The organism is Streptomyces atroolivaceus (assembly GCF_000717025.1).
GTDB classification, from domain to species: Bacteria; Actinomycetota; Actinomycetes; order Streptomycetales; family Streptomycetaceae; genus Streptomyces; species Streptomyces atroolivaceus.
Genome location: NZ_JNXG01000007.1, coordinates 139348 through 164447, shown reverse-complemented (window position 1 = coordinate 164447; position 25100 = coordinate 139348). Strand labels below are relative to the sequence as shown.

22 protein-coding genes and 1 pseudogene are annotated in these 25100 nt (G+C 71.1%); 7 read left to right on the top strand and 16 right to left on the bottom strand.

Annotated elements, in window-relative coordinates:
- Positions 1-102 precede the first annotated feature (102 nt).
- The 3 genes from OO67_RS16770 to OO67_RS16760 form a co-directional block, all read right to left on the bottom strand.
- The gene (locus OO67_RS16770; protein WP_033300997.1) at positions 103-1128 is read right to left on the bottom strand and encodes a 6-phosphofructokinase; all 1026 of its coding nucleotides are present in this window, start codon (positions 1126-1128) and stop codon (positions 103-105) included.
- Between the two features lie 185 nt (positions 1129-1313).
- The gene (locus OO67_RS16765) at positions 1314-2042 is read right to left on the bottom strand and encodes a type 1 glutamine amidotransferase (RefSeq protein ID WP_033300995.1); all 729 of its coding nucleotides are present in this window, start codon (positions 2040-2042) and stop codon (positions 1314-1316) included.
- A gap of 34 nt (positions 2043-2076) precedes the next feature.
- The gene (locus OO67_RS16760; RefSeq protein WP_033300993.1) at positions 2077-3315 is read right to left on the bottom strand and encodes a MurT ligase domain-containing protein; all 1239 of its coding nucleotides are present in this window, start codon (positions 3313-3315) and stop codon (positions 2077-2079) included.
- Positions 3316-3429: 114 nt separating this feature from the next.
- On the opposite strand from OO67_RS16760, the gene def reads away from it, so the two are divergent.
- On the top strand, positions 3430-3984 hold the full coding sequence (gene def, locus OO67_RS16755) for a peptide deformylase (protein WP_078598044.1): 555 nt from the start codon (positions 3430-3432) through the stop codon (positions 3982-3984).
- Positions 3985-4020: 36 nt separating this feature from the next.
- Here def and OO67_RS16750 read toward each other — a convergent pair whose 3' ends face one another.
- The gene (locus OO67_RS16750) at positions 4021-4671 is read right to left on the bottom strand and encodes a TetR/AcrR family transcriptional regulator (protein WP_033300991.1); all 651 of its coding nucleotides are present in this window, start codon (positions 4669-4671) and stop codon (positions 4021-4023) included.
- Between the two features lie 174 nt (positions 4672-4845).
- Here OO67_RS16750 and OO67_RS16745 point away from each other — a divergent pair, with 174 nt between their 5' ends.
- Positions 4846-6072 carry an acyl-CoA dehydrogenase family protein gene (locus tag OO67_RS16745; RefSeq protein ID WP_033300990.1) on the top strand — a complete coding sequence of 409 codons (1227 nt, stop codon included), beginning with the start codon at positions 4846-4848 and terminating at the stop codon, positions 6070-6072.
- 58 nt (positions 6073-6130) lie between these two features.
- Here OO67_RS16745 and OO67_RS16740 read toward each other — a convergent pair whose 3' ends face one another.
- The 3 genes from OO67_RS16740 to OO67_RS16730 are packed head-to-tail and all read right to left on the bottom strand — an operon-like array spanning position 6131 to position 7797.
- Positions 6131-6619, bottom strand: coding sequence for a glutathione peroxidase (locus tag OO67_RS16740; protein ID WP_033300987.1), 489 nt, complete (start codon positions 6617-6619; stop codon positions 6131-6133).
- A 31-nt stretch (positions 6620-6650) separates the two neighbouring features.
- On the bottom strand, positions 6651-7202 hold the full coding sequence (locus OO67_RS16735) for a GNAT family N-acetyltransferase (RefSeq protein ID WP_033300985.1): 552 nt from the start codon (positions 7200-7202) through the stop codon (positions 6651-6653).
- Positions 7203-7221: 19 nt separating this feature from the next.
- Positions 7222-7797: a helix-turn-helix domain-containing protein gene (locus OO67_RS16730; RefSeq protein ID WP_033300982.1), complete on the bottom strand. Its 576-nt coding sequence runs from the start codon at positions 7795-7797 to the stop codon at positions 7222-7224.
- A 136-nt stretch (positions 7798-7933) separates the two neighbouring features.
- Between OO67_RS16730 and OO67_RS16725 the strand changes: the two genes are divergently transcribed.
- Positions 7934-8365, top strand: a complete 432-nt coding sequence (locus tag OO67_RS16725) for a DUF7144 family membrane protein (RefSeq protein WP_033301309.1) — start codon at positions 7934-7936, stop codon at positions 8363-8365.
- Here the strand turns inward: OO67_RS16725 and OO67_RS16720 are convergent.
- The 3 genes from OO67_RS16720 to OO67_RS16710 form a co-directional block, all read right to left on the bottom strand.
- Entirely contained in the window at positions 8322-9653 is a 1332-nt protein-coding gene (locus OO67_RS16720; protein ID WP_033301307.1) for a chloride channel protein, read from the bottom strand. The two genes, OO67_RS16725 and OO67_RS16720, sit on opposite strands and share 44 nt — an antisense overlap.
- A 130-nt stretch (positions 9654-9783) precedes the next feature.
- On the bottom strand, positions 9784-11214 hold the full coding sequence (locus OO67_RS16715; RefSeq protein WP_033300980.1) for a DUF2252 domain-containing protein: 1431 nt from the start codon (positions 11212-11214) through the stop codon (positions 9784-9786).
- A gap of 113 nt (positions 11215-11327) precedes the next feature.
- Positions 11328-12284, bottom strand: coding sequence for a DUF389 domain-containing protein (locus OO67_RS16710; protein ID WP_033300978.1), 957 nt, complete (start codon positions 12282-12284; stop codon positions 11328-11330).
- Positions 12285-12539: 255 nt separating this feature from the next.
- Here OO67_RS16710 and OO67_RS40630 point away from each other — a divergent pair.
- A pseudogene (locus tag OO67_RS40630) lies at positions 12540-12701 on the top strand (glycoside hydrolase family 15 protein); the annotation flags it as partial.
- A 3-nt stretch (positions 12702-12704) separates the two neighbouring features.
- On the opposite strand, the gene OO67_RS16705 reads toward OO67_RS40630, so the two are convergent.
- The gene (locus tag OO67_RS16705; RefSeq protein ID WP_244300242.1) at positions 12705-13403 is read right to left on the bottom strand and encodes a hypothetical protein; all 699 of its coding nucleotides are present in this window, start codon (positions 13401-13403) and stop codon (positions 12705-12707) included.
- A 48-nt stretch (positions 13404-13451) separates the two neighbouring features.
- Between OO67_RS16705 and OO67_RS16700 the strand changes: the two genes are divergently transcribed.
- Entirely contained in the window at positions 13452-13682 is a 231-nt protein-coding gene (locus OO67_RS16700) for a DUF6011 domain-containing protein (RefSeq protein ID WP_033300975.1), read from the top strand.
- Between the two features lie 16 nt (positions 13683-13698).
- Here the strand turns inward: OO67_RS16700 and OO67_RS16695 are convergent, their stop codons facing one another.
- Positions 13699-14574 (bottom strand): acyl-CoA thioesterase, encoded by an 876-nt coding sequence (locus OO67_RS16695; RefSeq protein ID WP_033300974.1) that lies wholly within the window; start codon positions 14572-14574, stop codon positions 13699-13701.
- Between the two features lie 34 nt (positions 14575-14608).
- Positions 14609-17122, bottom strand: coding sequence for a DEAD/DEAH box helicase (locus tag OO67_RS16690; RefSeq protein WP_033300973.1), 2514 nt, complete (start codon positions 17120-17122; stop codon positions 14609-14611).
- A 156-nt stretch (positions 17123-17278) separates the two neighbouring features.
- Between OO67_RS16690 and OO67_RS16685 the strand changes: the two genes are divergently transcribed.
- Positions 17279-18070, top strand: coding sequence for a metal-dependent hydrolase (locus OO67_RS16685; protein ID WP_033300972.1), 792 nt, complete (start codon positions 17279-17281; stop codon positions 18068-18070).
- Positions 18071-18123: 53 nt separating this feature from the next.
- Positions 18124-19659, top strand: coding sequence for an ATP-dependent DNA ligase (locus OO67_RS16680; RefSeq protein ID WP_033300970.1), 1536 nt, complete (start codon positions 18124-18126; stop codon positions 19657-19659).
- 54 nt (positions 19660-19713) lie between these two features.
- Here OO67_RS16680 and OO67_RS16675 read toward each other — a convergent pair whose 3' ends face one another.
- The 3 genes from OO67_RS16675 to OO67_RS16665 form a co-directional block, all read right to left on the bottom strand.
- Positions 19714-21075 carry an NAD(P)/FAD-dependent oxidoreductase gene (locus tag OO67_RS16675; RefSeq protein WP_033300968.1) on the bottom strand — a complete coding sequence of 454 codons (1362 nt, stop codon included), beginning with the start codon at positions 21073-21075 and terminating at the stop codon, positions 19714-19716.
- A gap of 269 nt (positions 21076-21344) precedes the next feature.
- Entirely contained in the window at positions 21345-23126 is a 1782-nt protein-coding gene (locus tag OO67_RS16670; RefSeq protein WP_033300966.1) for an ABC transporter ATP-binding protein, read from the bottom strand.
- A complete protein-coding gene (locus tag OO67_RS16665) occupies positions 23123-24955 on the bottom strand; it encodes an ABC transporter transmembrane domain-containing protein (RefSeq protein WP_033300964.1) in 1833 nt (610 codons plus the stop codon). The genes OO67_RS16670 and OO67_RS16665 overlap by 4 nt, the downstream gene beginning before the upstream one ends.
- Positions 24956-25100 lie beyond the last annotated feature (145 nt).

Sequence of the window (25100 nt, the reverse complement as noted above, 5' to 3'; positions counted from 1 at the left end):
CCCGCTGGGGACGTCCCCGTTTCGTGCCGGTTGTCCGGTCCAGACTAGAACCGCCCCCGGCCGCGGGTGCGGCCGGGGGCGGTTCAGGGAGCGTCGTGACGGTCAGAGCACGACCTGCGCCTCGGCGTAGCGCTCCGCCGGGACCGTCTTCAGGGTCTCCACGGCCGCAGCCAGCGGCACCATCGTGATGTCCGTGCCGCGCAGCGCCGTCATCATGCCGAACTCGCCGCGGTGGGCGGCCTCCACGGCGTGCCAGCCGAAGCGGGTGGCCAGGACCCGGTCGTACGCCGTCGGCGTCCCGCCGCGCTGTACATGGCCGAGAATCACCGGGCGGGCCTCCTTGCCGAGGCGCTGCTCCAGCTCACCGGAGAGCTGCGTCGCCACCCCGGCGAAGCGCTCGTGGCCGTAGATGTCCTTCTTGCCCTGGTTGAACTCCATGGAGCCCTCCCGGGGCTTGGCGCCCTCCGCCACGACGACGATCGCGAACTTCTTGCCGTCCGAGAAGCGCTTGCCGACGAGCGAGGTCAGCTCGTCGATGTCGAACGGCCGCTCGGGTACGACGATGGCGTGTGCACCGGCCGCCATGCCCGAGTGCAGCGCGATCCAGCCGGTGTGCCGCCCCATGACCTCGACGATGAGCACCCGCTGGTGCGACTCGGCCGTGGTCTTCAGTCGGTCCAGCGCCTCGGTGGCGACCCCGACGGCCGTGTCGAAACCGAAGGTCACGTCGGTGGAGGCGATGTCGTTGTCGATGGTCTTGGGCACACCGACGATGGGAAGGCCCGCTTCGGAGAGCAGGTTGGCGGCCTTCAGCGTGCCTTCGCCGCCGATCGGGATGATCGCGTCGAGGCCGAGATCGGCGACGTGGCCCTTCGCGCGCTCCACGCCGTCACGCAGATGCGCGGGCTGCACGCGGGAGGAGCCGAGGATCGTGCCGCCACGGGCCAGGATGCCGCCCACCGCGTCGAGGTCGAGCTTGCGGTAGTCGCACTCGAGGAGGCCCTTCCAGCCGTCGTGGAAGCCGATGACCTCGTCGTCGTGGTCCACCACCGCGCGGTGCACGACAGAACGGATGACGGCATTGAGGCCGGGGCAGTCGCCGCCGGAGGTGAGCACACCAATTCGCATTGCCCGGGAAACCTTTGCAACGTGGGCCGACGCCGGACCACGTCGTCCGGTTTAATCCCCGCCACCCTACCGGCGAGAGGTGGCCGGACCGAACCCACTGTCCGACTGCTGGACGTCCACCCGATGTACACCGGCCACACACAGGCGGACCGGCCCGACAGGCGGACCGGTCCGTACGGGATGTGTCAGGCGGGCTGGGTCGCCGCGGCGATCCGCTCGGCGCGCAGCGCCTCGTACCACCGGTCGTCGCTCGGCGGCAGCGCGTTCACGTCCAGGGCCAGCTTCAGCAGCAGGTCCGCGATCAGCGGGTTGCGCGCCAGGACCGGCCCGTGCATGTAGGTGCCGAAGACGGTGTCGTTGTACGCACCCTCCGTGCCGTCACCCGTGCCGTTGCCCCGGCCGAGCCGGACCCGGGCGAACGGGCGCGCCGCCGGGCCGAGGTGGGTGACGCCCTGGTGGTTCTCGAAGCCGGTGAGCGGCGGCAGGCCCAGGTTCGGGTCGATGTCCCCGAGCACGTCGCCGACGCACCGCGCACCCTCACCCCGGGTCGAGACGACGTCGAGCAGCCCGAGGCCGGGCTCGCGCTCGCCGAGGTCGTTGATGAACTCGTGGCCGAGGATCTGGTAGCCCGCGCAGACCGAGAAGATGATCGCGCCGTTCGAAGCCGCCCGGCTCAGCCCGCCGTCACGGCGCAGCCGCTCCGCGGCCAGACGCTGCGGCCGGTCCTCACCGCCACCGATCAGATAGATGTCGCCCGACGTCGGGATGGGCTGGTCGCTGCGCACGTCCACGCGCGACACGTCGAGACCGCGCTGGCGTGCCCGGCGCTCCACCACCAGGGCGTTGCCCTGGTCGCCGTAGGTGCTGAGGAGGTCGGGGTAGACCCACACCAGCCGCAGGCTGTTGTTGCTCATGCTTCGTCCTCTCCGGGGGGTGCCCGCGCGGGGGTCAGTTGCCGACACGACGGCGCAGATCCTGGAAGGCGGTGTAGTTGGCGATGACCTCGATGCGCCCGGGCGGAGCCATCTGGACGGCCTCGTCCAGGGTCTCGCACACACGGAAGTCGAGACCGGCCACCTCGAGCCGGACCGCGAGGTCCAGCTTGCGGTCACCGAGCACGAAGATCGGGTGACCGTAGAGCTGGGTGTAGTCGACGTCCCACAGCCACGAGGTGTCCGTGCCGTCGGCGCCGCGCGCGTTCACCGAGAGGATCACCGGAGTGGGCGGCGGGTCGATCAGGGAGAACGTCTCGAGCCAGCCCGCCGGGTTCTTCGCCAGCAGCAGCCGCAGCTCTCGGCCGAGGAAGGTGACGACGTCGTAGCGGCCCGCCACGGCCTGCACCTGGTACATGCGCTCCAGAGCGACCTGCGGCGGCACGCCGAAGACGGCGGCCACGGCGGCCGAGCTCGTCGCGTTGGCCTTGTTGGCCCGGCCCGGCAGCTGGAGATGGATCGGCCACGCGGAACCGTGCGGGTCCAGGACGTAGTCGCCGTTCAGGGCCCAGCTGGGGGCGGGGCGGCGGAAACCGCACTCGCCGCAGAACCAGTCGTCACCGGGGCGCTGCATCACACCGCCGCAGGACGGGCAGGACCAGGCGTCGTCCTTCCACGCCTGTCCCGCTGCCACCCACACCACGTTGGGGGAGGAGGAAGCGGCCCATACGATCAGCGGGTCGTCGGCGTTGGCCACGATCACGGCCTTGGAACCCGACAGGCCCTCGCGCCACTGCTCCGCCATCATTCGTGTCTCCGCGGCGCGGTCCAGCTGGTCGCGGGAGAGGTTGAGCAGCGCGATCACCTTCGGCGTCGTGTCGCGTGCCACGCCGGCGAGGTACTTCTCGTCGACCTCGATCACGCCGTACCTCGCGTCCGAGCCCCCCGCCAGCGCGGAGGTGATCCCCGCCGGCATGTTGGCTCCGAGGGCGTTCGACACGACGGGCCCGGCGGCCCGGAGTGCCTCTGCGATCAGCCGGGTGGTGGTCGTCTTGCCGTTCGTCGCGGACACGAGGATCACGTCCAGGTGCTGCGCCAGCCGCCCGAGCAGGTCGGGGTCGAGCTTGAGCGCCACCCGGCCGCCGATCACCGATCCGCTGCCGCGCCCCGCAGCGCGCGACACCGCCGCCGCGGCCTTGCCCGCCGTCACGGCGAGCTTGGCCCGCGGCGACAACGGCTCCGTGTTGCCTGCCATCGTCCTAGATCCTCCTTGCGTAAGTCCGCGCCCAGCCTATCGATGTCCGGCGCGGCGACCGCACCTCGGCACCACGGGGAACGTGGAGGTCACGTGGAACGTACGCTTCTCCCCATGCGAAACCGCCCGATCCCCGGCAGTTCCGGACGCGTTCGTCCCATGAGCCTGTTCGGGGCCCCGGTGCTGCACAGCCCTTGTGACGACGTCACCGACTTCGGCCCGTCGCTCGCCCGGCTCGTGGAGGACATGTTCGCCACCATGTACGCCGCGAACGGTGTCGGGCTCGCCGCGAACCAGATCGGTGTGCCGCTCAAGGTGTTCGTCTACGACTGCCCGGATGACGACGAGGTCCGGCACCTGGGCCATCTCGTCAATCCCGTACTCGTCGAGGCGGACGGGATCACCGTACGCGGACCGGAGGGCTGCCTGTCACTTCCCGGCATCGAGGCCGGCACCCCGCGTTTCGACCACGCGGTGGTGGAAGGCCGGAACGCGGCGGGGGAGCCGGTGCGGGTCACCGGCACCGGCTGGTTCGCCCGCTGCCTGCAGCACGAGTGCGACCATCTCGAGGGCCGGATCTATCCGGACCGTCTGACGGGTCTGCGCCGGGCCAGGGCGCTGCGTGCCGCGCGGCGGGCACCGTGGGGGCGTACGGCCGCCGGGGGCTGATCCGGACCTGGCGGTGTACGGGGTTCGGGCGGCCGCTCAGAACCCCTGGCCGCCGGGCAGGTCGCCGGCCTCGGCCAGCCTGCCCCACAGCAGGTCGGCGAGACTGCGTACCAGCTGCTCGCGCGAGCACGGCCGGTCACCGAGCCACCAGTCCCCGGCCGCGTGCATCATCCCGACGATTCCGTGACCCCAGATGCGGGCCATCTGCTGGCTGTCCGGTCCGAGATCGACCCGCTCCGCGATCACCTTGCCCAGCTCCTCGCCGAGGCGGCGCAGGAGCGGGGCGGAGTGCCGGCCCACGTCGAAGCCCTGCTCGGGTGAGGGGGCCGCGTCGTCGGAGGGGTGCATCAGGAAGCGGTAGACCTGCGGGCGTGCCTCGATCGCCGCGAGGTAGGTGTCCAGGGTCGCCTCCACCCGCTCGCGCCTCTCGGAGGGTGCGTCGAGGGCCGCCCGCAGGGCGCTCAGCAGGGCGTCGGTGTGGCGCTTGGCGAGCGCGCGGTAGAGGCCGCCCTTGTCGCCGAAGTGCCGGTAGAGGATGGGCTTGGTGATCCCGGCCTCCGCGGCGATCGCGTTCATCGACGCCTGGGGGCCGTCCCTGAGCACCACCCGGTCCGCGGCTTCGAGCAGCTCCCGACGGCGGCGTTCGGCCGCTGTCCGCTGCCGTTCGGCCCCTCGTGTGGTCTCCATGTCGTCTCTCCCGCCCCACCCGGCTGTCCTGCGATCTCGTCACGCCCGGGCAACGTAACACCCTGCTCAGCCGCGTGCGGATCGACGGCTGACCGGTTGACAGAAGCTACTTGCTGGTAACAGACTGTTGTTACCGCTAGTAACGGGTTTATTCGGAAGTGCATGGAGGGAACCATGGCCGAGTTCACGCTCGAGCTCAACGACGACCAGAAGCAGGTCCGTGACTGGCTGCACGGATTCGCCGCCGAGGTGATCCGGCCGGCCGCTTCGGAGTGGGACGAGCGTGAGGAAACGCCCTGGCCCGTCATCCAGGAGGCGGCCAAGGTAGGCATCTACTCCCTCGACTTCTACGCCCAGCAGTTCTTCGACCCCACTGGCCTCGGTATCCCCATGGCCATGGAGGAACTCTTCTGGGGTGACGCGGGGATCGCCCTGTCGATCGTCGGCACGGGCCTGGCGGCCGTCGGCGTGCTCGCCAACGGCACCGAGGAGCAGATCGGTACCTGGATCCCCCAGATGTACGGGGACGCGGACGACGTGAAGGTCGCCGCCTTCTGTTCCTCGGAGCCGGACGCCGGCTCGGACGTGGCTTCGATGCGCACCCGCGCGGTGTACGACGAGGCGAAGGACGAGTGGGTGCTCAACGGCACCAAGACCTGGGCGACCAACGGCGGTATCGCCAACGTCCACGTCGTCGTCGCCGTCGTCGACCCCGAGCTGGGCTCGAAGGGGCACGCCTCCTTCATCGTCCCGCCGGCCACCCCCGGGCTCTCGCAGGGACAGAAGTTCAAGAAGCACGGCATCCGCGCCTCGCACACGGCCGAGGTCGTCCTCGAGGACGTCCGTGTCCCGGGCCACTGCCTGCTCGGCGGCAAGGAGAAGCTCGACGAGCGCCTCGCCCGGGCCCGTGAGCGCGCCAAGTCCGGTGGCGAGCGCGTGAAGAACGCCGCGATGGCGACCTTCGAGGCGTCCCGCCCGGCCGTCGGAGCCATGGCGGTCGGCACCGCCCGCGCCGCCTACGAGGTCGCGCTCGACTACGCGAAGACGCGGACCCAGTTCGGCCGCCCGATCATCGACAACCAGGGCATCGCCTTCCAGCTCGCCGACATGCGTACCCAGATCGATGCCGCGCGGCTGCTCGTCTGGCGCGCCTCCTGGATGGCGAGCGCCGGCAAGCCCTTCACGGCGGCCGAGGGCTCGATGTCGAAGCTCTACGCGAGCGAGACGGCGAAGACGGTCACCGCCCAGGCCGTACAGATTCTCGGCGGCAACGGCTTCACCCGTGAGTACCCCGTCGAGCGCATGCACCGGGACGCCGCGATCTACACCATCTTCGAGGGCACGAGCGAGATCCAGCGCCTGGTGATCGCCCGCACCCTGTCGGGGATGCCGATCCGCTAGTCGCGCCGCGGGGCCGGCCCGTACACCGGCCCGGCCCCGCGTGCTGTTCCCTCTCCCGCTACCGCGGCAGCTGCGCCTCGATGGCCGCCACGACCTCGGGCGCATCGGGCTCGGTGCGCGGGCGGATCCGGGCGACCGGCTCGCCGGCCGGGGAGATCAGGAACTTCTCGAAGTTCCACTGGACGTCGCCGGCCGCGCCCTCGGCGTCGTCGAGCTTCGTCAGCTCCGTGTAGAGCGGGTGCCTGTTCTCGCCGTTGACGTCGATCTTCTCCAGCAGCGGGAAGCTGACCCCGTACGTCGTCGAGCAGAACGTCCGGATCTCCTCGGCGGTGCCCGGTTCCTGGCCCGCGAACTGGTTGCAGGGAACCCCGAGAACGGTGAAACCGCGCTCCCCGTACTCCTTCTGGAGCCTTTCCAGGCCGGCGTACTGCGGAGTGAGCCCGCACTTGGAGGCGACGTTCACCAGAAGGACGGCCGAGCCCTCGTAGGCTCCCAGTGTGGTCGGTTCGCCGGTGAGGGTGCGGAGCGGGATGTCGTGCAGCGTCATGGGATATCTCCTCGGTAGCGTGGCGTCGCTCTCATTGTGACGGCACCTGAGGGGAGGCCTCCTGTGGGCCGAGGGTCCGGTAGTAGAACGTGGTCGCCCTGAGCGTGCCGTGAGGATCCGCCGCGTAGTCCGGGACGGATCCGCACGGCGTCCAGCCCGCCGAACGGTAGAGCCTCTCGGCGTCGCTTCCCGTCTCGGTGTCCAGGACCAGCAGTGTCAGCCCTTCATCGGTGGCGGACCCTTCGGCCGCCGCGAGCAGAGCCCGGCCGACACCCCGGCCGCGGGCCGAGGGCCTGACCATGAGCTTCGAGACCTCTGCGCGGTGCCGGGCGTTCGGCAAGGGTGCCTTGACCAGGCCGATCGTGCCCACCGCCCGCTCGGCGTCGCGGGCGATCCAGACCTGGTGGCTCCCATCCTCCACGGCGGCCGCCCGCTGCCGCCACCAGGCGGCGGCGGTCGCCCGGTCCAGCGGGGCGAGGAAGCCGACCGAGGCCCCGCCCTCCACGGCTTCGATCAGCAGGGTGGCGAGCTCATCGGCATAGGTGACCAGTGCCGGGCCGGACACGGGGACGATCTCGGTCATGAAGCGGGTCCTTTCACGTTCAGGGCAGGACGATCATCAGGGCGTAGCGGACCCGCCGCGGGCCCGGACAGTGGAAGTGCGAGGGGCCGCGCAGCCGGAAGCGCAGGCAGTCGCCCGCGCGCACGGTGTGCACGGTCCGGTCGACGGTTACCTCGACCGTGCCGTCGAGCACCCAGATGTGCTGCTCCACGCCGGGCACGGGCGCGTTCTCGTAGGAGATGTCGGCGCCCGCGTCGAGCGTGCCCTCGACGATCTCGGCACGCAGCCCGGCGTGCGGCGGTGAGACGGAGCGGCGGACGAACCCGGACCGCTCGTCGCGCCACACGGGCTGCCGCGCGGCCGGAACCAGCTGGGGCGGCTCCGCCTCCACCTCCATCAGCAGCCGTGACATCGTGCGCCCGTACACCGTGCACAGCTGTCCGAGCATCGTGGTGGTGGGGCTGAGCTCGCCACGCTCCAGCCGCGAGAGGGTCGAGCGGCTCACGCCCGCGCGACGGGACAGCTCGTCCAGTGACCAGCCGTGTTCGGTGCGGAGTGTGGCCAGCCGCACCGCGAGCCGGGCGTCGACGGTGTTCGGCGAACCCTCGTCTCTCATGTCAGAGATGTTATCCCAGACTGGAGACGTCACGGCGTCGTTCCGGGTGATGGTGTGTCAGCCTGATAAGGGGAGCATAAGCCGTATTGCGGACACATCGGTGTCGCGCACCGGCCGGCAGACCAAGGAGGCCGACATGGCTGGAAGCGTGAGCGGGACGAGGACGGGTCACGACGCCCCCGGAGGGCGCAAAGCCGCCGCGTCCGGCTGGACCGTCTTCGCGGCGGTGATGATGATCTTCGGTGGGGCCATGGCCGTGCTCGAGGGCATCGCCGCCATCGCCAAGGACGACCTGTTCGTCACCACACGCAACTACGTGTTCCAGTTCAGCCTGACGGGCTGGGGCTGGGTGCACCTCATCCTGGGGATCGTCGTCGTTCTCGCCGGCTGCGCACTCTTCACCGGGGCCCTCTGGGCGCGCGCCGTCGGTGTACTGCTCGCGGGACTGCTGGCCGTGGCCAACTTCCTGTGGCTCCCGTACTACCCGTTCTGGTCCATCGTCCTCATCGCGATCAACGTCTTCATCATCTGGGCGCTGTGCTCGCCGCAGAAGGACGCTCGAGCCTGAGTACGAGGACGTAGGAGACCACCACGGAGACGATCACGAGCGGCATCACCGTGATGCCCTCGGATCCCAGCAGCAGCGTGGCCAGCAGGACGGAGGTCATCGGCAGCTTGAGCATCGCCACGCACATGGCCCCGATGCCCATCGCGAAGCCTGCCGTGGCGTTGAGGCCCGGCAGGTGTGACAGCGCCAGTCCGCCCGCCGCTCCCAGGAACATCGACGGGAAGATCGGGCCGCCCCGGAAGGCGCTCAGGGAAGCGGAGTACGCGAGTGCCTTGCAGACGATGAGCACGACGAGTGTTCCCGCCGTGTACGTGGCGCCCTCGGCGAGCAGGCCGCCGAGGGCGTCCTGGCCGGAGTACAGCACCTCGGACGCGCTCCTGCCCGTCCTCTCGGCGTAGAGCAGTGCGAGTACGCCGACGGTGAGACCCATCATGACGGTCGTGATCACCTGTCTCCGGCCGACCCGCCCCTGCAAGGACAGGGAAAGCCTCCTGATGCCCGTCCCGGCGACGGCTGCCGCGGCTCCGAGGGCGATGGCCCAGCCGAACTCGGCGAGCGTGGGCTGGGGTGCGTGCGGCACGTGGGGGAGGGTCAGGGAGTAGGTTCCCAGACCTGTCCACGATCCGAGGCCGACGAAGATGAGCGATCCGATGCCCGAGGCGAGCAGCCCGGGCACGAGCACGAGGCCGAGCATCATCCCGGCGAGGCCGGACGCCTCCATCAGCAGGAACGCGCCGAGGAGCGGCGATCCCAGCAGGGCGCTGACGGCGGCGAAGCTCCCCGCCGCGGCGACCATGGCGCTCGCGCTCGGCGCGATGCCGGGCTTGAGGAGGCGTACCGCGTACACGGCCAGCCCGCCACCGAGGGCGATGAGGGGGGCCTCGGGGCCGAGGACCGCACCGAGTCCGAGGGACGCGAGGGCGGCGAGCGCGATCCCCGGCAGCTCCGCGGCCGCCGGCGCCCCCGTGTTCACGAACCCCTCGGCCGGCCTGTGTCCGCCCGTGCCCGGGAGGTGCCGGACGGCCAGCCCGGTCAGCAGGCCCGCGACGGCCAGCAGCGGCACCGGCCACCAGGAGGGTGTTCCGTCGAATCCCAGCGCGTGGGGCAGGTCCTCGTATGTCAGGGACTGCAGCTCGTGGACGAGCGCCAGGAAGCCGAACGCCGCCGCGGAGATGGGGACTCCGAGGGCCGCCACCATGATCAGCAGCACTGCGTAGGCCCGCGTGCGGACCACCGCGAGCGGATCGGGGGACTCCGTGCCGGGTGTTCCGACCGGTTCGGCCGACATGGTCATGGTCTCCTCGGGTGTCGGGTCCCGGCCGGGTCGTACTGCCCCGCCGGGGTCCACACGGTGATACCACGATGTCCGGACATGTCCACGAAATACCCGCTGTCGACGTGCGGTGAGTCCGGGCGCGCTACGTCCGGCCCTCCCCGGCCGCCGGAAGGCGGCCCGCGGCCACCGCGTCGACGAGCGACCGGTGGTCCCTCTCGTTCTGGTCGGCGTACCGCTCGGCGAACGTCGCCAGAGCCCGGTCGAACACGTCGCCGTGGCCGAGGTAGGCCGCGATGGCGATGCGGTCGCCGGACCGTGCGTGCGCACGTGCGAGCGTCGTCCCGCACAGCTCACCGAAGGCGCCCATGCCGCGCGGCACCATCAGTTCCGGTTCGGCGATGCCCTTCCAGTCGCGCAGTTGGCGTACGTAGAAGTCCCGGCGCCGTCCGTCGAATCCGTCCACCCGCTCCCAGCCCAGGAAGATGTCACCGGCGGCCTGCATCAGGCGCTGGCCGGCCACCACCCGCTCACCCTGGTTCCGGTAGGCACTCGCCCCGGCGTACGGCGCCAGTACCGAGGAATCCGCCTCCTTGGCCTGGAGGAAGAGCGGGTCCCCGCCGTCCCTGCCGAGCAGGAGGAAGATCCAGCAGCGGGTCCCCACGCTTCCCACGCCCACGACCTTGCGGGCCATGTCCACCGGCTGGAAGTCGGCCAGCAGGGAGCGCCGGTCCGAGGCGAGGCTGCGGCCGTAGCGCCCGAGAAGGCGGCGGAACTGCCCCTCCGTCGCCCGGCGTTCCGCGTCGGGCAGCAGGTCCGCGACCGGTACGACCAGAGGTGGGTCCGCGGCGATGCGAAGCCGTCCGCCGGTCACCTCGGTGAGTTTGCCGAACGCCTGGAGGCTGTCCCGGGTGCGGGCCTTCGCCGTCGCACTGGCGACGCGCTCGCGGCCCCGGGAGGCCAGCTTGCCGGCGGCCATGGCATGGAGGCGGTCCTCGTCGATCTTCGTGTACCAGACATCGAGATTGCGCATGTCCGCGAACCGGATCATCGACTCCCGGTACGACCGCGCGGTGGCCCGCACGATGCGGGCCCGCTCCTTGTCCGTGAAGCCGTTGGCGCGCCCCGCGATCACGAGGCTGGCCGCCAGCCGCTTCACGTCCCACTCCCACGGCCCCGGCAGCGTCTCGTCGAAGTCGTTGATGTCGAACAGCAGATTGCGCTCGGGGGAGGCGAGCAGCCTGAAGTTCAGGAGATGGGCGTCGCCGCACAACTGGGCCCTGATCCCGGAGACCGGTGTCCCCGCCAGGTCGGATGCCATGATCGCCGCGGCGCCCCGGTAGAAGCGGAACGGCGATTCCGTCATCCGCCCGTACCGGATCGGCACGAGCTCCTGCACCCTGGCCGCCGACTGGGCCTCCAGGAGGGCCAGCGGATCAGGCCGGTCGGCCGCAGGCTCGTACGCCTGATGGCTTGACCGGGGGGCCCGTTTGCGGGCCGCTCGGCCGAGCGCGGCCCGTTCCTCCGGTGTCGCGCCCGGCACGGCTCGGAGCGGAGAGGTGCGTTCCCGGGGCATGGCGGCCCTCCTGACTGCGTGCGAGGCCTTGGGGCGGCCCTGCCTCCCATCTTCCCGGGCATGCCCGGATCCGGCCGCTCGGCCTGGTCGGCGCAGGGCGTGGCCGTGCGGCCTCAGGCCTGTTCGCCGTTCCTCGTCCGGGCCGGCCCCACGCGCTGCCAGATCGCCCGCTGGCACCTGAGCGCGACCGCTCCCACCACGATCAGCACGGCGATGTTGACCAGGAGCTGGATGAGGGAGCCCCGGGCCTCGGACCAGCTGCCGAAGGCCGTGGAGACGCTGATGGCCGCGGCGGCCGGGATGGTCGTGACGGAGATGAACACCCCGAGCAGAGCGCTCGTCCGGGCCTCGGTGAGCGAGACGATGCCGACGACGCCGGCCAGGGCCGCGACGGCGAAGGAGAAGAAGTTGGGCGTGTTGATCAGGTCGGAGACCGGCCGCAGGCCGCGGTCGAACGCCTCCGACTGGAGACCGGATCCGCGGATGAGCAGGCTGAAGAGGAACGTCACCGCGATGGTCAGCAACAGCCCCGTGCACAGTGCGGAGAGCCCCTTGCGCACCATGGTCCGGTCACCCCTGTCGAAGCCCAGGGCCACGGCCACGATCGCCCCGTACTCGGGGCCGACGACCATCGCCCCGACGATCAGGATCTGGGAGTTGGTGACGATGCCGACCGAGCCGATGAGGCCCGCGATGACCAGGTACAGATAGAAGCTCGGCGGGTACCTGCCCTCGGACCGGATACGTGCCTCCACCTGCGCCCAGACCGGTGCGTCGCCCCGCGCACCCAGTCTGCGGGCCGCCCGCTCCGAGGCCTGCCCCGGGAACGTCATGTCGACCGGCTCGATGACGACGGACCCGCGCAGGTCGACCTGGAGGTCCCGCAAGCCGCGCAGGACCTCGTCGGCGGCTCCCGTCAGCACGTCACACGCCACGGAGTCACCGTCGGGTTTGCGCGCGGCACCCCGCTGCACGATCAGGTTCAGGACGTACGGGTCGGCGGCCAGGAGCTCCTCGACCCGCTCCGTCAGGTCCGGCGGGCTGACGGCGCGGACATGGATCATGTCCACGCGCCACCCCCGTGTGGCTGAGGGAGCGGGCGGGAGGCGCTTGTCGGACAGTGGCTTTCGAGGGGGTATGCCGGAGATTGGGCGGTCATGGACCGATACCCTCCCACAGCGGCGCACGGTCTCGTGGGCGACCTGCAGACGGGTGCGCCGGTTCAGGCAGACGGCGCCGTCGACTGGTTCACGGCTGCTCGACCCGGGCTTCGTGGAGGAGACGACGGCATTCACCCACTGGCTCGGCTCCCGCCTCGCGGTGACCTCGAGAAGATGCTCACCTACGCCAACCACGTCGGCCTCCTCGCCGAGGAGATCGGCCCCGGCGGCGAGCAACTGGGCAACTTCCCGCAGGCGTTCACCCACTTTTCGCTGATCACGGCCGCGCGGACCCCCGACGAGGCACTCGACCGGCAGCGGGACTGACCGTCACTCCTTCTTGTCGTCCCACTCGTTGCCCAGCAGCCAGCTGTCGAAGGTACGCAGCACGGCCACGAGCGCCGCGCCCAGCCGCCAGTCGTATCCGGGCGCGTGCAGGTGCACCGTGTCGTCCTTCGACCTGAACTCCAGCGGAACCTGCCCGCCCGCACGCCACACGATGCGCCGGGGCCCGCGCGCCGCGTCACCGTCGCCGCTGAGCAGGCTCAGCACGATGATCAGCGTCTGTACCGGGGAGAGCAGCCACCACACGCACCACCAGAAGACACGGCCCTTGAAGCCCACCGCCTCCTGACCGCCCGCCGGGGCAACCGTCCAGCGGGTGCGCAGGCCCCTGCCGCGGAGCGCCTTCTCACGGACGAGCGTACCGATGAGCTCGCCGTGCGCTCCGAGCACCTGGTAGGTCGCGACACCACTCCCGGCCGACACGGTCACCAGAGTGGCCAGTCGCTCCCGGCGGTGCTCGTCCGCCCACAGCACGAGGGAACGCGCACCGCTGCTCCGTGCCGACCGATAGGCGGGTATCCCACCCGGAGGCAGATCGCGCTCCACGTACGCCACCACGCGCTCGGGCGCCGAGCCCTCCGCGCACAGCACCTGGTGCCCCACCGGGACGGCAACGCCGCTCCCGGCCGCAGCCCGGTCGTTCCGTGGCGCGGGCCCCATCCTCAGTACGCGTACGCTGCTCACCGCTGTGTCCCTCCGTGGTGTGTCATACCTGCTTGAGAGGATCCACACGTGGAATCCCCCGAGCCCCATCCCGAACTCTTTCCCGGACCGCAGCCGCGAGAAGGCGGTCGCGAGGCCCGCCGCCCGGTGCGGTGCGCCCTCTGCGGACGGCCCCTCACCGGCGCGGAATCGCGCCGCAGCGGACTCGGCCCCGCCTGCGACGCCAAGCTGCATCCGGCGGGCCCGGACATCCGGACCCGCCGTCACGAGGTGGAGCAGGACCCGCTGCCCGGCACCTGAAGCCGCCGGAACGGGCCTACGCGCCGTCGAGCCGGCGGAACAGCCCTTCCTGCACCACGGACACCAGCAACTGCCCCTGGCGGTCGTAGATCCGCCCCCTGGCCAGCCCGCGGCCTCCCGTGGCGATCGGTGACTCCTGGTCGTACAGGAACCACTCGTCCGCCCGGAACGGCCGGTGGAACCACATGGCGTGATCCAGCGAGGCCATGTCGAAGCCGCGCGGACCCCACAGCGGCTCGACCGGGATCCGTACCGCGTCCAGCAGGGTCATGTCGCTGGCGTACGTCAGCGCGCAGGTGTGCACGAGCGGATCGTCGCCCAGAGGGCCGACCGCACGCATCCAGACCGCGCTGCGCGGATCGGCGTCCTTGATCTCCTCACGTGTCCAGCGCAGCCGGTCGACGTAGCGGATGTCGAAGGGCTGGCGCCGGGCCATCCGCTCCAGCGCCTCCGGCAGACCGCCCAGGTGCTCGCGCACCTCGTCGGCCACCGTCGGCAGCCCGTCCGGATCGGGTACGACACGGGCCGGCGGCAGCTGGTGCTCGAAACCGGCCTCCTCGGGGCGGTGGAAGGACGCCGTCAGGTTGAAGATCGTCCGGCCCTGCTGCACGGCCGTGACCCGGCGCGTGGTGAAGGAACGGCCGTCCCTCACCCGCTCCACGTCGTACACGATCGGTACGCCCGGGCGCCCGGGCCGCAGGAAGTAGGCGTGCAGCGAGTGCACCGGACGGTCCCCGTCCGTGGTGCGGCCGGCCGCGACCAGAGCCTGTCCCGCGACCTGCCCGCCGAAGACCCGTTGCAGGGACTCCTCGGGACTGCGGCCACGGAAGATGTTGACCTCGATCCGCTCCAGGTCGAGCAGGTCGACCAGGCTGTCGGCGGGGTTCGTCATGCGGTTCTTCTCCACTCTCCTGGCCGGTGCGCCGTCACAGCTGGCCCACGGCCGTGACCCGGACGACGGCCCGGCCCTCCTCGTCGGAGGCCGCGAGATCGACCTCCGCACGAATTCCCCAGTCGTGGTCCCCGGCGGGGTCGGCGAACGCCTGCCACACCCGCCACAGCCCGTGCCCGGGGTCCTCGTCGATCTTCAGCAGCTTCGGGCCGCGCGCGTCCGGGCCCGTACCCAGGTCCTCGTGCGCGTCCCAGTAGTCGTCCATCGCACCGCCCCAGGCGTCCTCGTCCCAGCCGGAGTCGCCGTCCAGTTCGCCCAGGTCACGGACCCGGTCCAGGGCGGCCAGCTCCACCCGGCGGAACATCGCGTTGCGCACCAGGACCCGGAAGGCACGGGTGTTGGCCGTCACCGGCTTGACCTCGTCGGCCCGCTCCTGCGCCTGCTCGGCGGTCTCCACCTCCGGGTTGGCCAGCTGCTCCCACTCGTCCAGCAGACTGGAGTCCACCTGACGCACCATCTCGCCCAGCCAGGCGATCAGGTCCTCCAGGTCCTCGGACTTCAGGTCGTCGGGGATGGTGTGCTCGAGGGCCTTGTAGGCGCTCGCCAGATACCGCAGGACGATGCCCTCGGTGCGGGCCAGTTCGTAGTTGGAGGTGAACTCCGTGAAGGTCATGGCCCGCTCGAACATGTCCCGGATCACCGACTTCGGCGACACGGGGTGGTCGCCGACCCACGGGTGGCTGGTGCGGTACACGTCGTAGGCGTGCCAGAGCAGCTCGCTCAGCGGCTTCGGATACGTGACCTCCTGGAGCCGCTCCATCCGCTCCTCGTACTCGACGCCGTCCGCCTTCATCTGCCCGACGGCCTCGCCCCGTGCCTTGTTCTGCTGGGCGGCGAGGATCTGCCGAGGGTCGTCCAGCGTCGACTCGACGACGGAGACCATGTCCAGGGCGTACGAAGGGGATTCGGCGTCCAGCAGGTCGAACGCGGCCAGCGCGAACGTGGACAGCGGCTGGTTGAGCGCGAAGTCCTGCTGGAGGTCGACGGTCAGCCGTACGATCCTGCCCTCGGCATCGGGCGTCTCGAGCTGCTCCACGACCCCGCCGTCGAGCAGCGAGCGGTAGATCGCGATGGCCCGGCGGATGTGCCGGAGCTGGGCCCGCCGCGGTTCGTGGTTGTCCTCGAGCAGGTGCCGCATCGCCTGGAAGGCGTTGCCCGGCCGGGCGATCACCGAGAGCAGCATGGTGTGCGTGACCCGGAAACGAGAGGTCAGCGGCTCGGGTTCGGACTGGATCAGCTTGTCGAACGTGGTCTCGGACCAGGCGACGAAGCCCTCGGGGGCCTTCTTACGGACCACCTTGCGCTTCTTCTTGGGGTCGTCCCCCGCCTTCTTGACGGCCTTCTCGTTCTCGATGACGTGCTCCGGGGCCTGCGCGACGACGAAGCCCGCCGTGTCGAACCCGGCCCGGCCGGCCCGGCCCGCGATCTGGTGGAACTCCCGGGCGCGCAGCGTCCGCACGCGGGTGCCGTCGTACTTGGTGAGGGCCGTGAACAGCACCGTGCGAATGGGCACGTTGACCCCCACACCCAGGGTGTCCGTCCCGCAGATCACCTTCAGCAGGCCCGCCTGCGCGAGTTTCTCCACGAGGCGGCGGTACTTGGGGAGCATGCCCGCGTGGTGCACCCCGATCCCGTGCCGGACGTAGCGGGAGAGGTTCTGGCCGAACTTGGTGGTGAAGCGGAAGTTGCCGATCAGATCGGCGATCTTCTCCTTCTCCTCCTTCGTGCACATGTTGATGCTCATCAGCGACTGCGCCCGCTCGACCGCGGCGGCCTGTGTGAAGTGCACGATGTAGACGGGCGACTGCCGGGTGTCCAGGAGCTCGGTGAGCGTCTCCGTGATCGGGGTCAGCCGGTACTCGTAGCTCAGCGGAACCGGCCGGGTCGCGGAACGCACCACGGACGTCGGGCGGCCGGTACGGCGGGTCAGGTCCTTCTCGAACATCGATACGTCGCCGAGCGTCGCCGACATCAGCACGAACTGTGCCTGAGGCAGCTCCAGGATCGGGATCTGCCAGGCCCAGCCGCGGTCCTGCTCCGCGTAGAAGTGGAACTCGTCCATCACGACCTGGCCGATGTCGGCGTACTTGCCGTCACGCAGCGCGATCGAGGCGAGCACCTCGGCGGTGCAGCAGATGACCGGGGCGTCGGCGTTGACCGAGGCGTCACCGGTCAGCATGCCGACGTTCTCGGTACCGAAGAGCTTGCACAGGTCGAAGAACTTCTCCGAGACCAGTGCCTTGATCGGCGCTGTGTAGAACGTGACCTTGTCCTGGGCGAGCGCGGTGAAGTGCGCACCCGCCGCGACCAGGCTCTTCCCGGAGCCCGTAGGGGTGGAAAGGATCACGTTCGCCCCGGAGACCACCTCGATCAGCGCCTCCTCCTGAGCCGGATAGAGGGTGATGCCCTGCGATTCGGTCCATGACGAGAAGGCCTCGAAGAGGGCGTCCGGGTCGGCGGTCGGGGGCAGCTGATCGATAAGGGTCACGCCCCCATCTTGCCTGTCTCCTGCCCGGATGAGGGAACCGGAGGATCCCGCGAAGATCACGGACGATACGCTGCCCACTCAACTCGGCTGTCGCGCACAGGCCATGGCGGCCCGGCCCGGGTACACGCCGAATCACGATGGGGGCGGGAAACAGCCATGATGGGACCGGCACACTCTCTGTCAGGGGCAGCGGCCTGGCTGGGGGTGGGTGCCGCGGCCGCGGCCGCGGGTCACACGATGCCCTGGCCCGTCCTGGTCGTGGGCGCCCTGATCACCGCGGGCGCCGCGCTCGCCCCGGACCTCGACCACAAGTCGGCCACCATCTCGCGCGCCTTCGGCCCGGTGTCCAAGGCCCTCTGCGAGATCGTCGACAAGCTGTCGTACGCGGTCTACAAAGCGACGAAGGGACCCGGTGACCCGCGCAGGACCGGCGGCCACCGCACCCTCACGCACACCTGGCTCTGGGCCGTGCTGACCGGCGGGGCCGCCTCCGTCGCGGCGGTCACCGGCGGCCGGTGGGCGGTCCTGGCGATCCTCTTCGTCCACCTCGTCCTCGCGGTCGAGGGCCTTCTGTGGCGGGCGGCAAGGGTGTCCAGCGACGTCCTCGTCTGGCTGCTCGGCGCGACCAGCGCATGGATCCTGGCAGGAGTCCTGGACCAGCCCGGCAATGGTTCGGGCTGGTTGTTCGACGCACCCGGCCAGGAGTACCTCTGGCTCGGACTCCCGATCGTGCTCGGCGCCCTCGTCCACGACATCGGGGACGCCCTGACGGTCTCGGGCTGCCCGATCCTGTGGCCGATCCCGCTGGGCCGCAAGCGCTGGTACCCGATCGGGCCGCCCAAGGCCATGCGCTTCCGGGCCGGCAGCTGGGTGGAGCTCAAGGTGCTGATGCCCGCCTTCATGATTCTCGGGGGACTGGGCGGCGCGGCGGCGCTCAACGTCATATGACGCCCGGGCGCTCTCCGGGGGCGGTGAGCCCGCCGCCGTAGCACCATGGCGGCATGCTGCTCGCCCGGCTCGCCCACGTGTCCCTGGAAGTCGCCGCGACGACGGCCCGGACCCGGAAGACCGCCCTGCTGGCCGGACTCTTCCGGGAGGCGGGGCCGGACGACGTCCCGGTCGTCATCCCCTATCTCGCCGGCCGCCTCCCGCAGGGGCGGCTCGGAATCGGATGGAGCGCACTGCGCGTTCCGGTGACGCCCGCCGGTGAACCCACGCTGACCGTCACCGAGACCGACGCGGAGCTCACGGCGATCGGCGCCCTGACCGGCCCCGGATCGCAGGCCGCCCGCAAGGAGCGCCTGGTGGGGCTGCTCGGCGCGGCCACCGCGGACGAACAGTTCTTCCTGCGCGGGCTGCTCACCGGAGAGGTGCGCCAGGGAGCGCTGGACGCCGTCGCCGTCGACGCCCTGGCCGACGCCGCCGGAGCCCCGCGCGCCGAAGCACGCCGCGCCGTCATGCTCGCCGGTTCGCTCGGGCCCGTCGCGCGCGCGCTTCTCGCCGAGGGCCCGGGGGCGCTCGCCTCCTTCCGGCTCACCGTCGGCCGTCCGGTCCAGCCCATGCTGGCCCACACCGCCCGCACGGTGGCCGAGGCGATCGACCGGCTGGGGCCCTGCGTCGTCGAGGAGAAGCTGGACGGCATCCGCGTGCAGGTGCACCGCGACGGGGAGCGGGTGCGCGCCTACACCCGGGCGCTCGACGACATCACCGACCGCCTTCCCGAACTCACCACGGCGGTGACGGGCCTGCGCGCCGAACGGTTCATCCTCGACGGCGAGGTGATCGCGCTCGGGGACGACGGAAGGCCCCGGCCGTTCCAGGAAACCGCCGGCCGGGTGGGGTCCCGGCGCGACGTCGCCACCGCGGCGGGCGCCGTCCCGGTGGTCCCCGTCTTCTTCGACGCGCTGTCCGTCGACGGACGTGAACTCCTCGACCTCCCCTTCACCGAGCGCCACCAGGAACTGGCCGCACTGGTCCCCGAAGACATGCGCGTACGGCGCTTCGTCGTGGACGATCCCGCGGACGAGTCGCAGCGGGAGGCCGCGACGGAGTTCTCCGAGGCCACACTGGCCCGCGGGCACGAGGGCGTCGTGGTGAAGGGCGGCACGGCGGCGTACAGCGCCGGCCGCCGGGGTGCCTCCTGGCTGAAGGTGAAACCCGTGCACACCCTGGACCTCGTGGTGCTGGCCGCCGAATGGGGGCACGGCAGACGCACCGGGAGGCTCTCCAACCTGCATCTGGGGGCACGCCGGGAGGACGGCACCTTCGCGATGCTGGGCAAGACCTTCAAAGGGCTCACGGACGCCATGCTCAGCTGGCAGACCGAACGGCTGCGGCAACTGGCCACGGCCGACGACGGACACGTGGTGACGGTGCGCCCGGAACTCGTCGTGGAGATCGCCTACGACGGACTCCAGAGCTCCACCCGCTATCCGGCAGGAGTCACGCTGCGGTTCGCCCGGGTCCTGCGCTACCGCGAGGACAAGGGCCCTCAGGAGGCGGACACGGTCGACACCGTCCTCTCCTGCCGGACGTGACGCCGGCCCCCGCCCGCGCGGCGGAGGCCGGGGGAGGGGGCCGGAACGGAACGTTCAGCCGCGGGCGTCCGCGCCGGCGGTGTGCGCGCGGATCTCCTCCGGCGTGAGGTAGGCGTCGGTGTACTCGAAGTCGCGCAGGGTGGCCTGCTTACGGGCCTGGAAGCCGGTGCGCACGAAGTCGTCACCGGCGATCGCGTTGAGCAGCCAGTTGGTCATGACCCGGGTCTTGGCCACATTCGTCCGCAGCGCCGCCCAGTGGTAGCCGCGCGCCGCGGCCTGCGCCGGCATGCCCCTCAGCTCGATGCCCAGGGGTTTCGACACCGCGTCGCGTCCACCGAGGTCCACGACCAGACCGAGGTCCTTGTGGACGTAAGGCTGCAGCGGGCGGCCCCGCAGCGACGCGATGATGTTGTCCGCCAGCTTGCGGCCCTGTCGCATGGCGTGCTGAGCGGTGGGCGGGCAGATCGCTCCGTCTCCCTTGGCCAGGTCCGGGACCGCCGCCGCGTCGCCGAGCGCGAACACACCGTCGGCACCGGGCAGCTTCATCTCCGGTGTCACCGCCAGCCGCCCGCGTACCGTCTCGGCGTCGAGGGTGGCGACGAGCGGACTCGCCGCGACTCCGGCCGTCCAGATCAGTGTGCGGCAGGGCAGAACCCGGCCGTCCGTGAAAGTCACCTTGTCCGGCCCCGCCTCGGCCACAGAGACGCCGAGCGAGACCTCGATGCCGCGCCTGCGCAGGATCTCGAGCGCGCTGAGGCCGAGCTTGTCGCCGAGTTCCGGCATCAGCCTGGGCGCGATGTCGATCAGATGCCACTTGATCAGCTTGGGATCGAGCCTGGGATAGTGCCTGACGGCGTTGCTGGTGAGCAGCTGCAGGCACGCGGCCGTCTCCGTACCGGCGTACCCGCCGCCCACCACCACGAACTGCAGCCGGGACGCCCGCTCCTCCTCGTCGTGACTGGCGTCGGCCAGATCGAGCTGGGAGATGACGTGGTCCCGGATGTAGGCGGCCTCGGCCAGGGTCTTCATGCCCCGGGCGTTGTCCACCAGGCCCGGGATGTCGAAGGTCCTGGTGACACTGCCGGCGGCCATCACGATGTAGTCGTACGGCTCGTTCACGATCTCGTCCGTGATCTTGCGGACCACGCAGACCTTCGCCTTCGTATCCACTCCGATGGCCCCGCCCGGCACGATCCGGGTGCGGTGGCGCCGGCTCCGGCGCAGGGAGATCGCGACCGACTGGGGGGTGAGCACCCCGGAGGCGACCTGGGGGAGCAACGGCAGGTAGAGCTGGTACGAGAACGGGGTGACGAGCGCGATGTCCGCCTCACCGGGGGCGAGGCTGCGCTCCAGCCGGCGCACGCACTCGACCCCGGCAAAGCCGGCGCCGACAACGAGGATCCTGGGTCGTGCCACGGTGTGCGTCCCTTCTCGGGCTTACGCGGTCATCGCTCGCCTGCCCCGTATCCGGGGCCAGTCACCCTTCATCCTCACCGGCGGGCGCTGAGTTCGCCTCTTGTGCGGCGCGTGCGGCGTGTGCGGGAACGGGACGGCGGCATGCGTGCAGGGCCCGTACATGACGGGAGACCGGCGGGCGCAGGGGCGCACCCGCCGTCCGGCGGGTGCGCCCCTGCGCCCGGGGAAGGGCGGGCCGGGAGCGCGTCCGCCCCCGGCCCCGCACCGGCTCAGCCGTGCCAGGAGCGCCACAGCGACGCGTACGCGCCGTCCGCGGCCACCAGATCGTCGTGGCTGCCCAGTTCGCTGATCCTGCCGTCCTCGACCACCGCGATCACATCCGCGTCGTGCGCGGTGTGCAGCCGGTGCGCGATCGCCACGACCGTACGACCGTCCAGCACCCGTGCCAGCGAGCGCTCCAGATGACGGGCGGCCCGTGGGTCGAGCAGAGACGTCGCCTCGTCCAGCACCAGCGTGTGCGGGTCCGCCAGGACGAGGCGGGCCAGCGCGATCTGCTGCGCCTGCGCCGGAGTGAGGGCCAGGCCGCCCGAGCCGACCTCCGTGTCCAGCCCTTCGTCGAGGGCCTTCGCCCAGGCGTCCGCGTCCACCGCGGCGAGCGAAGCCCACAGCTCCGCGTCCGCGGCACCCGTACGGGCGAGCAGGAGATTGTCCCGGAGCGACCCCACGAACACGTGGTGCTCCTGGTTGACGAGAGCCACATGGGTCCGTACCCGCTCCGCCGTCATCCGGGACAACTCGGCGCCGCCCAGCGAGACCGAACCCGCCCGGGGAGCGTAGATCCCCGCCAGCAGCCTTCCCAGCGTGGACTTGCCCGCCCCGGAAGGACCCACCAGAGCCAGCCGCGTGCCGGGGGCGACGTCCAGCGACACCTTGTGCAGGACGTCGACGCCCGCGCGGTAGCCGAAGCGGACCTCCTCGGCCCTCACCTCCCGGCCGTCGGGACCGACGAGGTCGTCGCCCGCGTCGGGCTCGATCTCCCGTACGCCGACGAGCCTGGCCAGTGACACCTGCGCGACCTGCAACTCGTCGTACCAGCGCAGGATCAGACCGATCGGGTCCACCATCATCTGAGCCAGGAGCGCCCCCGTCGTCAGCTGCCCGACGGTGATCCAGCCCTCCATCACGAACCAGCCGCCGAGCAGCAGGACCGCGCCGAGGATCGTCACGTACGTGGTGTTGATGACCGGGAAGAGAACCGAGCGCAGGAACAGGGTGTACTGCTCCCAGGCCGTCCACTCCTTGACCCGCCGGTCCGACAGCGCCACCCTGCGGGCCCCCAGCCGGTGGGACTCCACGGTCCGCCCGGCGTCCACGGTCTCGGCGAGCACGGCCGCGACCGCCGCGTAACCGGCCGCCTCCGAGCGGTACGCCGCAGGCGCCCGCCGGAAGTACCAGCGGCAGCCGACGACCAGCACCGGAAGCGCGATCAGTACGGCCAGTGCCAGCGGCGGTGCGGTGACGGTCAGGGCGCCGAGCAGCAGTCCGGCCCAGACCACACCGATCGCCAGCTGCGGAACGGCCTCACGCATCGCGTTGGCCAGCCGGTCGATGTCCGTCGTGATCCTGGAGAGCAGATCCCCGGTGCCGGCACGCTCCAGGACGCCCGGCGGCAGTCCGACCGACCGCACGAGGAAGTCCTCGCGCAGATCGGCGAGCATCTCCTCCCCGAGCACGGCTCCGCGGATCCGCATCGTCCGCGTGAACACGGTCTGTACGACCAGCGCCAGCGCGAACACCGCGGCGGTGCGCTCCAGATGGAGGTCGGTGACTCCGTTCGAGAGGTCCTCGACCAGTCCGCCCAGCAGGTACGGGCCGGTGATCGACGCCATCACCGCGACCGCGTTGACCGCGATGAGCAACGCGAAGGGGGTGCGGTGACGCCGCAGCAGAGCGCGTACGTACGCCCGTACGGTCGTCGGCGTACCGACCGGCAGGGTGGTGGCCGACTCCGGCGCGGCGGGGTCGTACTGCGGTGGTGCCAGGCCGATCATGCTGTCTCCTCGATTTCCTCGACCGACCTGGCCCGGCGGAGGCCGTCGATCGCGGTGAGTCCGTCCTGTGCGGCCGTGGCCTCGTCCTCGGTCTCGCGGGTCACGACCGCCCGGTACAGGGGTTCGTCCCGCAGCAGTTCGCGGTGCGTGCCCGCCGCCACGACCGTGCCCCCGTGAAGGAGCACGACGCGGTCGGCGAGGTCCAGCAACAGCGGGGAGGAGGCGAACGCCACTGTCGTACGGCCCCGGCGCAGCTGCTCGATACCGGCGGCGACCCTGGCCTCCGTGTGCGAGTCCACGGCGGACGTCGGTTCGTCGAGTACGAGCGTCTCCGGGGCGGTGACCAGTGAACGGGCCAGGGCGAGCCGCTGCCGCTGCCCGCCGGACAGCGACCTGCCGCGCTCGGTGATCCGGGTGTTCATCGGGTCGCCGTCCGCGTCGACGGACGCCTGGGCCAGCGCGTCCAGCACGTCACCGCACCGGGCGGCGGCGAGCGCCTCCCCGGCCGTCACGCCGCCCGAGGACGGGACGTCCAGCAGCTCCCGCAGCGTGCCGGAGAGCAGCACCGGGTCCTTGTCCTGCACCAGCACCGCGGTCCGTGCCGCGTCGATCGGCAGCTCGTCCAGCGGCACACCGCCGAGCAGTACCGAGGGGACCGGTTCGGCTCCCTCGTCCGGCTCGGCGTGCCCGCCGAGCCGTTCCGCCAACCGCCCCGCCTCGTCGGGATCCCCGCAGACCACGGCGGTGAACAGGCCCTGCGGCGCCATGAGTCCGGTCACCGGGTCGTACAGATCCCCCCGGGCAGCGGTGGCATCCGCCGCCGGGGCTCGCGTGGTGCGGCGCAGCGACAGCACGCGGACCGCGCGCTGGGCGGACGGCCGGGAGAAGGAGTACGCCATGGCGATCTCCTCCACGTTGCGCAGGGGGAAGAGCATCAGGGTCGCCGCGCTGTACACGGTGACCAGCTGTCCGACGTCGATCCGGCCGTCACGGGCCAGGGCCGCGCCGTACCAGACCAGCGAGATCAGCAGCACTCCAGGCAGGAACACCTGGATCGCGGAGATGAGCGCCCACATCCGCGCACTGCGCACGGCGGCCTTGCGGACCTCCTGGGAAGCACGCCGGTAGCGGTCGAGGAACAGCTCCTCGCCACCGATGCCGCGCAGCACCCGCAGCCCGGCGACCGTGTCGGAGGCCAGCTCGGTGGCCCGGCCCGCCTTCTCACGCTGCTGATCCGCCCGGCGGGTGGCCCGGGGGAGCAGCGGCAGCACGGCCAGCGCCAGGACAGGGGTGGCGATGGCGACCAGGACACCGAGTGAGGGCAGGTAGAAGACCAGCCCGACGCAGATCAGTACGAGTGCGGTGGCGGCGGCGACGAAGCGCGACAGCGCCTCGACGAACCAGCCGATCTTCTCGACGTCACCGGTGGAGACGGCCACCACCTCACCGGCCGCCACCCTCCGGGTCAGTGCGGAGCCCAGCTCTGCCGTCCTGCGGGCCAGCAGCTGCTGCACCCGGGCCGCGGCGGTGATCCAGTTGGTGACCGCCGTCCGGTGAAGCATGGTGTCGCCCACGGCGATCAGGATGCCGAGGACGACGAGGAGCACGCCGGCCGTCGCGAGGCCCCGGCCGGAACGGTCGATGACGGCCTGCACCGCCAGGCCGACGGCGAGCGGGAGGCCCGCGATCGCGCAGTGGTGGAGCAGCCCCCAGGCAAGGGACTTGAGCTGGCCGGTGAGCTGACTGCGCCCCAGCCAGAACAGAAAACGGGGGCCTGACCGTACATCGGGATCGCCGGGATCCGAGTACGGAAGATCGCGAATCTGCATGACGTCCCAAGAATCGGAAGCGGAGACCCGTGGCGGATCTCGAGGAACAGTGGGGGGACCAAACCGTGCAAGGTTCGCTTCCCGGCCTCGTCCGGGGCAACCGATTATTCCGCGGACCGTCGTCGACGAGTCCGGGGCCTCGGGC

Excerpts from the sequence above, each read along its gene's own strand:
- OO67_RS16770 (WP_033300997.1), bottom strand. The coding sequence starts at position 1,128 with ATGCGAATTGGTGTGCTCACCTCCGGCGGCGACTGCCCCGGCCTCAAT.
- OO67_RS16720 (WP_033301307.1), bottom strand. The coding sequence starts at position 9,653 with ATGTCGGCCGAACCGGTCGGAACACCCGGCACGGAGTCCCCCGATCCG.
- OO67_RS16765 (WP_033300995.1), bottom strand. The coding sequence starts at position 2,042 with ATGAGCAACAACAGCCTGCGGCTGGTGTGGGTCTACCCCGACCTCCTC.
- OO67_RS16670 (WP_033300966.1), bottom strand. The coding sequence starts at position 23,126 with ATGATCGGCCTGGCACCACCGCAGTACGACCCCGCCGCGCCGGAGTCG.
- OO67_RS16725 (WP_033301309.1), top strand. The coding sequence starts at position 7,934 with ATGGCTGGAAGCGTGAGCGGGACGAGGACGGGTCACGACGCCCCCGGA.
- OO67_RS16750 (WP_033300991.1), bottom strand. The coding sequence starts at position 4,671 with ATGGAGACCACACGAGGGGCCGAACGGCAGCGGACAGCGGCCGAACGC.
- OO67_RS16685 (WP_033300972.1), top strand. The coding sequence starts at position 17,279 with ATGATGGGACCGGCACACTCTCTGTCAGGGGCAGCGGCCTGGCTGGGG.
- OO67_RS16745 (WP_033300990.1), top strand. The coding sequence starts at position 4,846 with ATGGCCGAGTTCACGCTCGAGCTCAACGACGACCAGAAGCAGGTCCGT.
- OO67_RS16665 (WP_033300964.1), bottom strand. The coding sequence starts at position 24,955 with ATGCAGATTCGCGATCTTCCGTACTCGGATCCCGGCGATCCCGATGTA.
- OO67_RS16735 (WP_033300985.1), bottom strand. The coding sequence starts at position 7,202 with ATGACCGAGATCGTCCCCGTGTCCGGCCCGGCACTGGTCACCTATGCC.
- def (WP_078598044.1), top strand. The coding sequence starts at position 3,430 with ATGCGAAACCGCCCGATCCCCGGCAGTTCCGGACGCGTTCGTCCCATG.
- OO67_RS16740 (WP_033300987.1), bottom strand. The coding sequence starts at position 6,619 with ATGACGCTGCACGACATCCCGCTCCGCACCCTCACCGGCGAACCGACC.
- OO67_RS16680 (WP_033300970.1), top strand. The coding sequence starts at position 18,124 with ATGCTGCTCGCCCGGCTCGCCCACGTGTCCCTGGAAGTCGCCGCGACG.
- OO67_RS16695 (WP_033300974.1), bottom strand. The coding sequence starts at position 14,574 with ATGACGAACCCCGCCGACAGCCTGGTCGACCTGCTCGACCTGGAGCGG.
- OO67_RS16730 (WP_033300982.1), bottom strand. The coding sequence starts at position 7,797 with ATGAGAGACGAGGGTTCGCCGAACACCGTCGACGCCCGGCTCGCGGTG.
- OO67_RS16760 (WP_033300993.1), bottom strand. The coding sequence starts at position 3,315 with ATGGCAGGCAACACGGAGCCGTTGTCGCCGCGGGCCAAGCTCGCCGTG.
- OO67_RS16715 (WP_033300980.1), bottom strand. The coding sequence starts at position 11,214 with ATGCCCCGGGAACGCACCTCTCCGCTCCGAGCCGTGCCGGGCGCGACA.